Origin of the sequence: Amycolatopsis sp. M39 (genome assembly GCF_001651785.1) — a bacterium.
Taxonomy (GTDB): domain Bacteria; phylum Actinomycetota; class Actinomycetes; order Mycobacteriales; family Pseudonocardiaceae; genus Amycolatopsis; species Amycolatopsis rubida.
This window is the reverse complement of the sequence record NZ_LWSF01000026.1, coordinates 32,270-45,809: the sequence shown is the minus strand read 5'-3', so window position 1 is coordinate 45,809 and position 13,540 is coordinate 32,270. Positions and strand designations below refer to the sequence as shown.

The 13,540-nt window shown below is 69.9% G+C and carries 10 protein-coding genes and 4 pseudogenes; 2 read left to right on the top strand and 12 right to left on the bottom strand.

Annotated elements, in window-relative coordinates:
• Positions 1 to 29 precede the first annotated feature (29 nt).
• Positions 30 to 1,703: an AMP-binding protein gene (locus A4R44_RS36635; protein ID WP_067591322.1), complete on the bottom strand. Its 1,674-nt coding sequence runs from the start codon at positions 1,701 to 1,703 to the stop codon at positions 30 to 32.
• A gap of 142 nt (positions 1,704 to 1,845) precedes the next feature.
• Here A4R44_RS36635 and A4R44_RS36630 point away from each other — a divergent pair, with 142 nt between their 5' ends.
• Positions 1,846 to 2,877 (top strand): LLM class F420-dependent oxidoreductase, encoded by a 1,032-nt coding sequence (locus A4R44_RS36630; RefSeq protein WP_067591320.1) that lies wholly within the window; start codon positions 1,846 to 1,848, stop codon positions 2,875 to 2,877.
• A gap of 7 nt (positions 2,878 to 2,884) precedes the next feature.
• Here A4R44_RS36630 and A4R44_RS36625 read toward each other — a convergent pair whose 3' ends face one another.
• From A4R44_RS36625 to A4R44_RS49560, 8 genes are all read right to left on the bottom strand, one after another.
• The gene (locus A4R44_RS36625; RefSeq protein ID WP_093574056.1) at positions 2,885 to 3,472 is read right to left on the bottom strand and encodes a TetR/AcrR family transcriptional regulator; all 588 of its coding nucleotides are present in this window, start codon (positions 3,470 to 3,472) and stop codon (positions 2,885 to 2,887) included.
• Between the two features lie 5 nt (positions 3,473 to 3,477).
• On the bottom strand, positions 3,478 to 5,247 hold the full coding sequence (locus tag A4R44_RS36620) for an acyclic terpene utilization AtuA family protein (RefSeq protein ID WP_067591492.1): 1,770 nt from the start codon (positions 5,245 to 5,247) through the stop codon (positions 3,478 to 3,480).
• A 5-nt stretch (positions 5,248 to 5,252) separates the two neighbouring features.
• On the bottom strand, positions 5,253 to 6,068 hold the full coding sequence (locus A4R44_RS36615; protein ID WP_067591317.1) for a TIGR03084 family metal-binding protein: 816 nt from the start codon (positions 6,066 to 6,068) through the stop codon (positions 5,253 to 5,255).
• A gap of 1 nt (position 6,069) precedes the next feature.
• Positions 6,070 to 6,831, bottom strand: coding sequence for an enoyl-CoA hydratase/isomerase family protein (locus tag A4R44_RS36610; protein WP_067591314.1), 762 nt, complete (start codon positions 6,829 to 6,831; stop codon positions 6,070 to 6,072).
• Complete coding sequence (locus A4R44_RS36605) at positions 6,831 to 8,846, bottom strand: biotin carboxylase N-terminal domain-containing protein (RefSeq protein ID WP_067591311.1); 2,016 nt, start codon at positions 8,844 to 8,846, stop codon at positions 6,831 to 6,833. The genes A4R44_RS36610 and A4R44_RS36605 overlap by 1 nt, the downstream gene beginning before the upstream one ends.
• Before the next feature lie 11 nt (positions 8,847 to 8,857).
• A complete protein-coding gene (locus A4R44_RS36600; RefSeq protein ID WP_067591308.1) occupies positions 8,858 to 10,456 on the bottom strand; it encodes an acyl-CoA carboxylase subunit beta in 1,599 nt (532 codons plus the stop codon).
• Between the two features lie 24 nt (positions 10,457 to 10,480).
• Entirely contained in the window at positions 10,481 to 11,635 is a 1,155-nt protein-coding gene (locus A4R44_RS36595; protein ID WP_067591305.1) for an acyl-CoA dehydrogenase family protein, read from the bottom strand.
• Between the two features lie 562 nt (positions 11,636 to 12,197).
• Positions 12,198 to 12,386 (bottom strand): hypothetical protein, encoded by a 189-nt coding sequence (locus A4R44_RS49560; protein ID WP_163069783.1) that lies wholly within the window; start codon positions 12,384 to 12,386, stop codon positions 12,198 to 12,200.
• Between A4R44_RS49560 and A4R44_RS51200 the strand changes: the two are divergent.
• Positions 12,298 to 12,503: pseudogene (locus A4R44_RS51200) on the top strand (hypothetical protein); the annotation flags it as partial. The gene A4R44_RS49560 and the pseudogene A4R44_RS51200 overlap by 89 nt on opposite strands.
• 188 nt (positions 12,504 to 12,691) lie before the next feature.
• Here the strand turns inward: A4R44_RS51200 and A4R44_RS51195 are convergent.
• The 3 pseudogenes from A4R44_RS51195 to A4R44_RS52790 form a co-directional block, all read right to left on the bottom strand.
• Positions 12,692 to 13,024, bottom strand: a pseudogene (locus A4R44_RS51195) (GH25 family lysozyme); the annotation flags it as partial.
• Between the two features lie 28 nt (positions 13,025 to 13,052).
• A pseudogene (locus A4R44_RS47550) lies at positions 13,053 to 13,199 on the bottom strand (transposase); the annotation flags it as partial.
• 61 nt (positions 13,200 to 13,260) lie between these two features.
• A pseudogene (locus tag A4R44_RS52790) lies at positions 13,261 to 13,485 on the bottom strand (transposase); the annotation flags it as partial.
• Positions 13,486 to 13,540: the final 55 nt, after the last annotated feature.

Below are 13,540 nucleotides of genomic sequence, written 5' to 3'. Positions count from 1 at the left end.
TCAGCATCGCTCCTTGTCGTCGCGGTCGGTCAGGCCTGGCCGCGGAAGAGGTCCGCGTGGTGCCTGCGGAGCTTGTACTTGAGGATCTTGCCGCCAACCGTTTCGGGCAGTGCGTCGGTGAAGACGACCGCCTTCGGCGTCTCGTAGCCGCCGAGCGACGCCCGGCAGTGCGCGATGATCGCCGCTTCGTCCGCATCGGCCCCAGGCCGGAGCACTACGACGGCCGTCACCGCCTCACCCCAGTGCTCGTGCGGAAGACCGATCACCGCCGCCTTCTCGACTGCGGGATGGCCCAGCAGCACCGACTCCACCCGCAGACTGGACACGTTTTCCCCGCCCGACTTCACGATGTCCTTGAACCGGTCGACCATGACGCGCAGACCGTCGGCGTCCACCGCGGCACTGTCGCCGGAGTGGAACCAGCCGCCGCGGAACGCCTCTCGCGTCGCCTCCTCGTTGAGGTAGTAGCCGGCCGTGACGATCGGGCTTCGGTAGACGGCTTCGCCAGGGGTGTCCGGCTTGTCGCGCAACGACTCGCCGGCCTCGTCGACGACATCCGAGGCGAGCAGCGGGCTCGGCACGCCGACGTAGTTCACGGCGGGCGCGGTGCGTTCGTAGACCTCCGGCCACTTCGCGGGCCAGAACCGGTGACAGGCGATCGCCTCGGTCTGCCCGAAGATGCCCAGTACCACCAGCCCTGGCGCTTTGCCTCGCAGGTACTCGTACACCGCCGGGGCGAGCGCGCCCCAGCCGTAGACGAGGACGGTCAGGCTCGACAGGTCGCGACCGGATTTCTCCGCTTCGGCCGTCAACGCGGCGACGAACTGCGGGGAGCCAGCCCACACCGCGGTCGGCCGTTCTTCTTCGATCGCGAGGGCGATCTGGTCCGGAGCCGGACGGCGGCCCAGCACCAGCGAACCGCCGGCGAGGAACGCAGACAGGGAGAAGATCTGGTCGCCGACGTGGTAGATCATCGGCAGCGAGGTCAGCACCTTCAGTTCCGTCTCCACCCGCAGCCCGCGGGTGAGGGAGACCGCGAAGTTCAGCGCCGCGAAATGGCTGGCGCTGTGGGAGGTCATGACGCCCTTGGGCATGGCGGTCGTGCCCGAGGTGTAGAGCAGCTGCCAGATGTCGTCCCCGTGGATCTCGACGACCGGCTCGGTGCTCGGCTGTCCCTCGATGAAGTCGTCGAAGCTCGGGCTCGCGGCGACCGGGCCGCCGCCGACGGTGACGGTCGCCGCGACCGCCAGACCAGTCGCGGCGAAGGCGCTTTCCGCGCGGGGCCACAGTTCGGCGTCGACGATCGCCGCCGCCGGCTCCGCCTGCCGAACCAGGTACTCCAGTACGTCCGCGGCCAACGCGGGGTTGACGGGCATCGCGACCATCCCGGCTTTCGCGATGCCGATCTTGGCGAGATAGGCCTCGACCGAGTTCTCGCAGAACAGCACGACCCGGGCGCCGGGGCGGAGGCCGCGGGCCGCCAGCGCGTGCGCGAGCTGGTTCGCGATTTCGTCGGCCTGCCGGTAGGTGACCGAGGCGAACCTCTCCTCGCCGTAGGCCCCTTGGCGACCGGTGATCGCGACCTTGTCCGGGTAGCTCCACGTCAGCCGCTCGAACACGTCGCCGACCGAGGTCCGCTCCCAGCGGTTCACGGCACGACGGCCCCGCAACGTCGTGACATCGATCTTCCCGTTCAGGTCCACGTCAGCCTCCTTGCTGCCTGCCCGATGACCGACAGCATCCAACTCCGCGGGCACAACCGCAAGTCCTAAGTAACTACCAGTTCACATATTTTCCCCATAGTGGCAGGTTGATCCCGTGTAAAAAGTGAATGACAATGCACTAATGACCTTTCCGGTAGGCATCAACGTCGGCCAGTTCTTCAGCGGTCCGCCGCCCCGCTGGGGTGAGCGGGTCAGGCGGATCGAGGACCTCGGCTTCGACGGCATCTGGTTCGCCGAGGCCTACGGGTCGGACGTGTTCACCCCGCTCGCGTGGTGCGCGGCCCGCACCACGCGCGTGCGGCTGGGCACCGCGGTCGCGCAGATTCCCGCGCGCACCCCCGCCGCGACCGCGATGGCCGCGGCGACTCTCGACCACCTTTCCGGCGGACGGGTGGTGCTCGGGCTCGGCGCCTCCGGGCCCCAGGTGTCCGAGGGCTGGCACGGTGTCGCCTTTCCCCGGCCGCTGGCACGGACCCGGGAGTACGTCGGTGTGGTCCAGCAGGTGCTCGCCCGGGAACGGCCGCTCACCTACGACGGAGAGTTCCAGCAGCTCCCGTCCCCCGGCGGCACCGGGCTCGGCAAGCCGTTGCGTTCGTCCCTGCACCCGCTCCGGCCCAGCCTGCCGATCCAGCTGGGTGCCGAAGGCCCGCGCAATGTCGCGCTCGCCGCCGAAATCGCCGACGGCTGGCACGCGATGTTCTTCAGCCCCCACGACGACGAGCGCTACCGGCAGGCGCTGGCGGCCGGGTTCGCGCGCCGGCCCGGCGGTCGCCCCGAGAACTTCGAGGTTGTCGCCACCGTGCCCGTCGTCGTGGACGGGGACGTCGAACGTGCCGCCGACCGGGTCCGGCCGGACCTTGCGCGGTATCTCGGCGGCATGGGCGCGCGTGGCGCGAACTTCCACCACGACGTCTTCGCCCGCCGGGGCCACGCCGAACTCGCTGCCCGGGTACAGGATCTGTACCTGCGCGGGGAAAAGCGCGCGGCGGCCTCCGCGATCCCCACCGCCGTCGTCGAGGACGTCGCGCTCATCGGCCCCGCGCGCAAGATCCGCGAAGACCTGGGGCGGTGGGAATCCACCGTGATCGACTCGATCGCGGTGCAGGGACTGCCCGACGACCTCGACGCGGTCGCACAAGCGCTGCTGGCGTGACCCGGCGTCAGTTCGGCACGACCCCGAGACACGCGTGTGCGGTATGGCTGAGCAGGCAGGTCAGCTGCTGTTCGGTCAGTCCGGAATCGTGGAACAGGATCGACTGGACGCTGCCGATCGCCGCGTGGACCAGCACCCGTGCCTCGCCGTCGGCGAGACCGGGCCGCAGCGGCATCACCACGGCGACCCAGTCCTCGAGGTAATGGCGCTGCGCCCGGCGAAGCCTGCGCAGGTTCTCGGCCGGGAGGCTTCGCGCCTCCAGATGGTAGACCTGCAGGACGCGCCGATCGTGGATCGCGACTTGGACGTGGTGGCTGATGAGCCGGGCGAGCGCGGTCCGGTCGTCGGGTGCGGTCGCGACGATCTCGCTGGCCGTCGCGCCCAGCAGCTGCATCACCTGCTCCAGCAGCGCGGCCAGGATCGCCGACTTGCTCGGGAAGTGCCGGTAGATCCCGGTACTCACGATGCCTGCCGCGGTGCCGATCTCGGCCAGCCCGACAGCGTGGTACCCGTGTCGCGAGATCAGCTCGGCCGACGCGGCCAGTATCCGCGCCTTGCGCTCGGGATCCCGTCGTGGCGTCCGTGCCTGTGCCACGGCGATCAGCCCCGCAGCAGGCTTTCCGGGATATCGGCCGACCTGCTGCGCAGGTATTCGCCGAGCCCCTTGGCCTGGGGATCGGGCCGGGTCGCCGAAGCGACACCCGCGCCGAGGATGCCCACGATCACGAAGTTGACCGCACTGAGGTTCGGCAGATCGAACCGCCGGATTTCCAGTTCGGCCGCCTCCGGGATCAGCTCCCGCATCCGCTCGGCGGTGAGATACCCGCGCAGCCACGTGTATGCGTCGGCCGTCCTGGCCCATACGCCGATGTTGGCGTTACCGCCCTTGTCCCCGGACCGCGCTCCGGCGATGGTACCCAGCGGCACTCGACGGGTCGGCCCGTCGAGTGCCGCCGGAAGGGTGGGAGCCGCCGGGGCGGGCACGGATGCGGTCACGGTGCTGTGCGGGATGGCGCGGACGGAGCCGTCGGGCAGGGTGACCCGGTGCGCCACCTCCGAGGCCGGGACCAGCGCCGGCCAGTAGACGCCGTAAGCGCTTTCCGCCGACGGCGGCGTGGTGGTGTGGAAGCCCGGGTAGCCGCCGAGCGCCAGCTCCATGACCGTGTTGGAGAACGCCCGCCCGACCTTGCGCCGGTCGGCGTCCTTCACCGTGACTCGCAGATGGGCGGTGGCCTCGGCGTTGGTCTCGGCGTCGGGGTGGTCGAACCGCAGCAACTGCGCGTCGAACTCCGCGAACCGGTCCCGTCCGCCGAGCAGCTCGCTCAGTTGCTGCTGTGCCCACGCGGCCTTCTCTTCGATGCGGGTTCCGGTCAGCACGAGCGTCATGGTGTTGCGGTAGCCGCCCTCGTAGTTGAGCGCGACCTTGAGCTGGTCGGTGGGGGCGCTGCCGCGCGTGCCGCTGATGCGAACGCGGTGCGGGCCCTGTTCAGTCAGCTCGATGGTGTCGAAGTGGGCGACCGCGTCGGGGCCGAGGTACGCCGGCTCGCCGATCTCGTACAGCAGTTGCGCGGTCACCGTCCCGGCCGAGACGAGACCGCCGGTGTCGTCGTGCTTGGTGATCACGCTGGAACCGTCGGCGTCGACCTCGGCGATCGGGAAGCCGGGGTAGCGGCGGTCGGTCACCTCCTCGAAGAAGGCGTAGTTTCCGCCGGTGGCCTGCGGACCGCATTCGATCACGTGCCCCGCGGCCATCGCGCCGGCGATCTTGTCGTGGATCTGGTCGTCTTCCCGCGTCCAGCCGTGCCACCAAGCCGCGGGGCCGACCACCACCGAGGCGTCGGTGACCCGGCCGGTGACCACGACGTCGGCGTCCGCCCGCAGCGCTTCGGTGATTCCCCACGCGCCGAGATAAGCGTTGGCCGACACCGGGCTCACGCCGGCGTCGGCAAGCTTGCGGCCGGTGTCCAGATGCGCCAGCGAATGCCCGGCCGCCTGCAGGTCGTCGAGGCGGCCGACGAGGTCGTCACCGTCGACATAGGCGATTCGCGGGTGCAGGCCGAGCCGCTCGGCCAGTGTCCCCAGCTCCGCGGCGAGTCCCGCCGGGTTGAGGCCGCCGGCGTTGGACACGATCCGGATGCCGCGGTCCAAGCACGTGCCCAGCACGTGTTCCATCTGGGTGAGAAAGGTCTTCGCGTAGCCGGTGGCGGGGTCCTTCTGCCTGGCCTTCCACAGGATCAGCATCGTCAGCTCGGCCAGGTAGTCGCCGGTGAGCACGTCGATCGGGCCGCCCTCGACCATTTCCCGGGCCGCCTGCAGCCGGTCGCCGTAGAAACCCGAGCAGTTGCCGATCCGGACTGCCCGGCCGCCGATGGTGGTCACGATGGTCCTCCTGGTTGCGTAGTCGCGGACAACGGCGCGCGGCCCGTGCCGGGGGCGCCGGCGAAGGTCTGGGCGATGGACAGCCATTCGGCCGCCACCGGCCCGGTCACCCGGAGCGCGGTGTCGTCGAGGTGACGGCGCTGGGTCACGGCGAGGCAGAAGTCGAGCGCGGTCCCGGCGACCCGGTCGGCGGCGTCGTCCGGTCCCCACGCCCAACGATCGCCGGACGGCGCGTCGAGCTCGACCCTGATCGGCACCGAGGGTGCCGGTTTGCCGTTGAGGGCAAAGGAAAACGCGGTGGTCCGCACACCGAGGTGGGCGATGTGGCGCAGCCGGTCGGTCGGCTCCCGGTCCCGGCCCAGCGTGTCGGCGACGTCTTGCCCGTGTGCCCAGGTTTCCATCAACCGGGCGGTGGCCGAGGACAGCGCGCTCATGTCCGGTCCGTACCACGGCAGCCGCGCCTTCGGCTCCAGCCCGCGGAAAACCGCGACCAGTTCAGTACGCGCCCGCGCGAACCACGCACGGACGTCGGCCGCGGGCAGCTTCGCGTGCTCGGCCGCGACGCGATCGGGGAAGTCCATGCCGCCCGCCAGCAACGCCTCGGCGTCGCGCCGGAACGCCGCGGGATCGACGGCGGCCTGGGTCGCGGTCTCGTCGAAGTAGGCGAGATGGGTCAGCTGGTCGCGCACGGTCCACCCGGCGGCGGGGGTGGAAGCGGAGATTCCCGTGTCGTCGAGGTCCGCGATCAACTCCCGCAGTACCTCGGTTTCGGCCATGAGATCGTCGAGGACCTGGTCCATCGAGACGCCCACGTCAGCGGCCCTGCCAGACCGGAGCGCGCTTTTCCCGGAACGACAGCGGCCCTTCCTGCGCGTCCGCCGACCGGTAGACCGGCTCCCAGATCTCCTCGGCCCGGTCGTAGGCCTCGGCCCGGTCGTGACTGGCGGAGAGGTACGCGGTGCGTTTGGCGGCGAGCACGGACAGCGGGGCGTTCGCGGCGATCCGTTCCGCGAGCTGCTGCGCGCGCTCGGCCAGTCCCGCTGCCGGCACGACGTCGTTGACCAGCCCGTACTGCTGGGCGCGTCCGGCGCTGATCGGGTCACCGGTCAGCAGGATCTCCATCGCGATCCGCGGCGGTACGAGCCACGACAGCGGCGCGGCCCATGGCGAACCCCGGCCGATCTTGACCTCGGAGACGGCGAACCGGGCGTGCTCGGCGGCGACGACGAGGTCGCACTGCTGGGCGAGCAGGAACCCGCCGCCGTAGGCGATGCCGTTGACCGCGGCGATCGTCGGCTTCGGCACGTCGATGTTGCGGCCCAGCTGGGGCAGGAAGTCCGGTGGCGGAACGGTCAGCGCGTTCTCGTTCATCTCCTTGAGATCGCCGCCGGCGCAGAACGCCTTCTCCCCGGTGCCGGTGAGGACGAGAACCTTGGCCGCGTCATCGGCGTTGAACCGGCGCACCCCCTCGAACAGTCCTTTTCGGACGGACTCGCTCAGCGCGTTGCGTGCCTCCGGGCGGTCGATGATGAGCCAGGCGACTCCGTTGGTCAGCTCGTAGCGCACGGGCGACATCACGCCTCCTCCTCGGTGAGCACGGCGACGATCTCGCCGGATTCGACGGTCTGTCCCAGCTGGACGGAAAGTTCGGCGACGACGCCGGCGACCGGCGCGCGCACCGAGTGCTCCATCTTCATGGCCTCGAACACGAGGATCACCGCACCCGCGTCCACCCGCTGCCCCGGTTCCGCGACGACGCGGACAACCGTGCCGGGCATCGGGGCCAGCAAGGAACCGGGCGTGGCGTCGATCCCGGGTTCGGGCAGCCGGGGCCGTTCGACGAGTGCGGTGCTGCCGAGCACGCTGTCGCAGTAGACGGTGTCGCCGACCTGATGCGTGTGGACCCTGCGCCGCACCCCTTCGACCCGGAGATCGACCTGGTCCGGGGCGGCGTCGAGGACGGCCGGACCGGCCAGCGGTGTCCCGTCGACGCTGGCCTCCACCCCGTCGCGGGTGAAGCGGTAGGTCAGCTCCACCTCGGCCTCGCCGACGCGGTATCCGGCAAGCTGGGGCGCGCTGGGGACGTTGCGCCAGCCCGTGGGGACGGCCCGCTGCACGCGGGTCCGCGCCCGGCGGTCGGCCTGGCCCGAGACAGCTGCGGCCAACGCGTGCACGGCCACGGTGGTCTTGTCGGGGACACCGATCAACGCGGCGGGTTCGTGCCGCGTGAGGTATCCGGTGTCGGTGGCTCCCGCGATGAATTCCGGCTCGCGCAAGATCGCGACGAGCAGGTCGCGGTTCGTCACCAGACCGTGGATCCTGGTTTCCGCCAGCGCTCTGGCCAGCTTGCGCACGGCCTCGGAACGGGTCTTCCCGTGCGCGATGACTTTGGCGAGCATCGGGTCGTAGTTCGTGCCCACGACCGAGCCGTCGCGGACCCCGGTGTCGACGCGCACGCCCGGCAGCTTCGGAACGCGGAAGCGGTGCAGCGTTCCGCTGCCCGGCAGGTAGTCCGCGGCGGGGTCTTCCGCGTAGAGGCGGGCCTCGACGGCGTGCCCGGTGATCGTCGCCTCGCGGACCTCGCGCGGGAGCGGTTCGCCCTCGGCGACCTGGATCTGCAGGGCGACGAGATCGAGTCCGGTGATCGCCTCGGTGACCGGGTGCTCGACCTGCAGGCGGGTGTTCACCTCGAGGAAGAAGAACTCGCCGTCGGCGGCCATGACGAACTCGACCGTGCCCGCACCGGTGTAACCGATCGCGGCACCCGCGGCCACCGCCGCGGCGCCGAGCTGCTCGCGCAGCGCCTCGTCCACGGCGGGAGAGGGCGCCTCCTCGATGATCTTCTGGTAGCGCCGCTGGATGGAGCATTCGCGTTCGAAGAGGTGCACGACGGTGCCGTGGGCGTCGCCGAAGATCTGCACCTCGACGTGGCGGGGGTTCTCCACGAACCGTTCGAGGAACACGGTCCCGTTGCCGAACGCCGACGCCGCTTCGCGCCGCGCGCCGGTCACGGCCTCGACGACCGCACCGGATTCCCGGACGATCCGCATCCCCCGGCCTCCGCCGCCGAAAGCGGCCTTGACCAGCAGCGGGTAGCCGATCTCGGCGGCCATCGCGGTGACGGCCGCGGCGTCGACGTCCTCGGCGTCGTCGACTGTGGCGCCCGGCAGCACCGGCACGCCTGCCTTGGCCATCAGCTCTTTCGCGGCGATCTTCGAGCCCATCGCCTCGATCGCCTCGACCGGCGGGCCGACGAAGAGCAGGCCGGCCTCGGCGCAGGCACGGGCGAAACCGGCGTTCTCGGACAGGAATCCGTACCCGGGGTGGATCGCGTCCGCCCCGGTGGCCAGCGCCGCCTCGATGATGCGGTCGGCGCGCAGGTAGGTGTCCGACGAGGCCGCGCCCGGCAGCAGGACCGCCTCGTCGGCGGCCTCGACGAACAAGGCGTCGGCGTCGGGGTCGGAGTGCACCGCGACGGTGGCGATGTCCATGGCGCGCGCGGAGCGGATGACCCGTTCGGCGATCTCGCCGCGGTTGGCCACGAGCAGTTTCCGGATCGGGCGGCGGGTCGCCGCGGTTCGGGTGGTCATCAGGTTGGTCCTCACATCCGGAATACGCCGTAGCCACGCTGGCCGGCGACGATGTTGGAGTGCGCGGCGGACAGCGCGATGCCGAGCACGGTGCGGGTGTCCCGGGGGTCGATGAGCCCGTCGTCGTAGAGCCGCGCGGTGACGAAGAAGGCGTGCGACTCCTGCTCGATCTGCGCCTCGATCGCCGCGCGGTTGCGCTCGTCGGCCTCGGTGTCGAACTCGCGCCCGGCGGCCGCCGCCGACGACTTGGCCACGATGGACATCACGCCGGCCAGCTGGGTCGCTCCCATCACCGCGAGCCGAGACCCGGCCCACGCGAACATCAGCCGCGGGTCGTAGGCACGGCCCGACATGCCGTAGTTGCCCGCGCCGAAGGACGCCGCGAGGTTCACGGTGAGGTGCGGGACCTTGCTGTTCGCGACGGAATTGATCATCTTGGACCCGTCCTTGATGATCCCGCCCTGCTCGTACTGCTTGCCGACCATGTAGCCGGTGGTGTTCTGCAGGAACAGCAACGGCGTGTCGGTCTGGTTCGCGAGCTGGATGAACTCGCTGGCCTTCTTGGCCTCCTCGTTGAACAGCACGCCCCTGGCGTTGGCGAGGATGCCGACCGGGTAGCCGTGTACCGACGCCCAGCCGGTGACAAGACTGGTGCCCCACAAGGCTTTGTACTCCCCGAACCGGGAGCCGTCGACCACCCGGGCGATCACCTCGCGCGGGTCGAAGGGAACCTTGATGTCCGACGGCGCGATGCCCAGCAGCTCGTCGGGGTCGTAGAGCGGCTCGTCGGCAGGCATCGTCGGGCCGGGGCCGAGCTTGTGCCAGTTGAGTTCGGACACGATCTGCCGCCCGATGCGGATGCAGTCGCGCTCGTCGACGGCGAAGTGGTCGCACAGCCCGGAAACCTTGGCGTGCATGGACGCGCCGCCGAGTTCCTCGTCGTCCGCGTCCTCCCCGGTCGCCATCTTCACCAGCGGCGGACCGCCGAGGAAGACCTTCGCCTGCCGGTCGACCATGACCGCGTAGTCACACATCCCCGGCACATACGCGCCACCCGCCGTGGAGTTGCCGAACACCAGCGCGATCGTGGGAATCGCGAGTGCCGACAGCTCGGTCAGATCGTGGAAGATCTTGCCCGCGTGCACGAACAGCTCGGACTGGGTCGGCAGATCCGCACCGCCGGACTCCACCAGGTTGATCACCGGCAACCGGTTGATCCGCGCGATCTCCAGTGCCCGCAGGGTCTTCTTCAGCGAGTACGGGTTCATCGCGCCGCCGCGCACCGTCGGATCGTGCGCGATCAGCATGCACTCGACACCCGAAACGACTCCGATGCCGGTCACCACCGAGGCGCCGACGGCGAACTGTGTTCCCCAGGCCGCCAGCGACGACAGTTCGAGGAACGACGCGTCCCGGTCGAGCAGCAGCTCGATACGTTCCCGCACGAGCAGGCGGCCGCGGTCGCGGTGTCGTTTCTGGTAACGCTGCCCGCCGCCTTCGATGGCGGCCTGGACCTGCTCTTCGAGCTCGGCCAGTACCTGCTTCTGGTGCCGGTAGTTGGTTCGGAAGGTGTCGTCCGCGGTATTGAGCGCGGAACGCAGGACAGTCATTGCGGGAGGGTCCGTTCTGTCGGATCAGTAGGAGCGGGGCAGCCCCAGGCTGTGCTGGGCGACGAAGTTGAGGACCATCTCCCGGCTCACCGGCGCGATCCTCAGTAGCCGTGCGATGCCCCAGTACGGCAGCAGTCCGTATTCCGTGGCGAGCCCGTTGCCGCCGTGGGTCTGGATGGCTGCTTCGACCGCCGCGCCCGCCGCCTCGGCCGCCGCGTACTTGGCGACGTTGGCCGCCTCGCCCGCGGGCAGGTCGTTGTCGTGCGACCACGCCGCCTTGGCTGTCATCAGCGCCGCGAGGTCGGTCTCCATCCGGGCCTTCGCCAGCGGATGCGCGACCCCCTGATGCGCGCCGATCGGCGTGCCCCAGACTTCGCGCGTCGTGGCGTAGGCCGCAGCCTGCGCCAGTACGTGCCGAGCGATGCCGACGCACACGGCCGCGCCGGTGATCCGTTCCGGGTTCAGCCCGTGGAACACCTGCTGGAAGCCGTTGCCCTCTTCTCCCAGCAGCGCACTGGCAGGCAGCCGCATATCGTCGAAATGCAGGACGAACTGCTTCTCCGGCAGCTTCGCCGAAACCGGCAACGGGGTCGAGACCAGGCCGGGAGTGTCCGTGGGGACGAGGAACAGCGACAACTTGCCGCGACCGGTGGCGTCGTCCCGCCCGGACCGGGTGACGAGCAGGATCGCCTCGGCCTCGTCCACGCCGGAGATGTAGTGCTTGGTGCCGGTGACGACGAAGTCGTCACCGTCGCGCCGGGCGACGGTCGAGAGCTGGTGGGTGTTCGACCCCGCTTCCGGTTCGGTGATCCCGAAGACCACCTTCGCCTCGCCCGAAGCCATCCGCGGCAACCAGTACCGCTTCTGCTCGTCGGTGCCGAAGCCCGAGATCATCTCGCCCGAGATCGCCGCCGACACCAGCAGCAACAGGAGCGGACACCCCGCGGCGGCGGTCTCCTCGCACACGATGGCCAGCTCGGTCAGCCCCGCGCCGCCTCCGCCGTACTCCTCGGGCAGGTTGATCCCCAGGAAACCGTTCCGTCCCAGCTCGGCCCACAGCTCGGCGGTCGGCTCGCCGGCCTCGGCCAGCGGCACGTAGTACTCCGGCCCGAACTTCGCGGTGATCGCCCGCACCGTAGCGCGGAGATCCCGGTGTTCCGCGCGCTCACCAAAGTCCACACCGGCTCCTTTGCCCATCGCATCCCTGCGCCGCACCCCGCGACCTTAGTGCATCATCATTCACTATATGACGGTTTGGCAAGCCGGTAGCGGTTGTCAACTTCGGGGATTTGGTCTGCATGGTGACGACGTTGCACGGCCACGACGTGGATGGCGGACGGAAGCTCCAGTGAAGTGAATAATAGATAACTACCTAGCTGGCCGAGACGCTTGCCCGGAGATCTGTCGGCAGCGAGCTGCGCAAGCCCGCAGCACAGCGAACATCTACGACCGCAAGCGCGTCAGCGCCTTCGTGTGGAGTGGGATCTGCGCGAAGGGTGTTGGCCCGTGCGTGTCTGAACATGCGAGCCCGGTGCGCGGCATCAGGCCTGAGCGTGGGGTGCGCCTGCCGGGCCTGGCGACCACTTGCTGCGTGGCCCCCGCGAACCCTCGCAAGGCACCTGCCTCGGCCCGCCGCCGCGACCACGCCCAACTGGCCAGAAAATCGCTCTGACCTGCGCAACTTGGGTGGAACTACCGTGTCAGCAGGCGAACCGGGAAGTGCTGGTCGAGTGTCGTGAGATCACGGTTCGTCCGGTCGGCACGCGGTGGGTAGCGGCGGACGGTGGTACCCGATGAGCGCGACGACGGAGCCCGGCAGGTCCTCGGGGCGGGCGTTGTGGGTGCAGTGCGGCTGTACGGCTCCGGTCGCGCTCGGCGCGGACGCGACGGCGGCGGCTATCTGGCCGCTGATCGTGGACGGGCTGCTCACGATGGCCACGGTGGAGTTGTGGAAGACGACCGGGCGCGCTCGGCGGGTGGCCGGTGGGCGGCGCGGCCGGCGTTCGGGCTGAGTATTTGCCTGTCGCTGTGCGCGAACATCACCGCGCCGTATTGGTAGTTCTGTGCCCAGCCGCCGACAGCGGGGTATCGGTTGCCGGTGGCGGTGCCGAGGTAGGAGGCCGGGCCACCAAGGGCGTTGTAGTGCTCGGTGATCTTGTCCGGTTCGGTGCCGGTTGCCAGGGCTTGCAGGTCGGTGAGGGTGCCGTTGAAGACGTCTTGGTCGCCGGGGAAGGTGCCGGAGGTCGCGGTTTGGGCGAAGGTGTAGTCGGTCCAGCTGGCGTGCATGGTGATGGTGCTGGCGATCCACAGTGGATCGTTGGTGAAGTTGGGGTTGTTGCCGGTGCAGTGGTGCCACCAGCCGTTGGTGGTGTAGATGACTGGCCACCGGTTCGTGTGGTCGTTGATGGTGGCGGTGAAGTCGGTGATCCAGGCGGTGATCTGGGCGGGGGTCATGTTGTAGCACCAGCCTGCCCAGTCCGCGGTGCTGTAGGGGTTGTACTCGATGTCGAGCACGGGCGGGAGGGTTTTGCCGTCGGCGACCCAGCCGCCGCCGTGGCTGATGAAGAACTGCGCCTGCGCCTAACCGCACGATCGCCGGATACCGGCTGCCCCAGGTCTCGGCGAACTCGGCGCACCGCTCGCGCGCGGCGGCCTCGGCTGGCGCGGTGCAGACCGGTTTGAGGGTCTTGGCGATCGCGTCCCAGTGCTGACGGCCCGCGTAGCGGAAGCTGTTGCGCAGCAANCTCGGGCCAGGTGTTGTCCCGTAACCGCACGGTCGCCGGATACCGGCTGGCCGAGGTCTCGGCGAACTCGGCGCACCGCTCGCGCGCGGCGGCCTCGGCCGGCGCGGTGCAGACCGGTTTGAGGGCCTTGGCGATCGCGGCCCAGTGCTGACGGCCGGCGTAGCGGAAGCTGTTGCGCAGCAAGTGCACCACGCAGGTCTGAGTGGTCGTGGCCGGTCAGACGGTGTTGATCGCGTCGGGCAGGCCGGTCAGGCCGTCGCAGACGACCATGAGCACGTCGGCCACGCCGCGGTTCTTCGACTCGGTGAGCACATGCAGCCAGTACTCGGCTCCCTCGCCG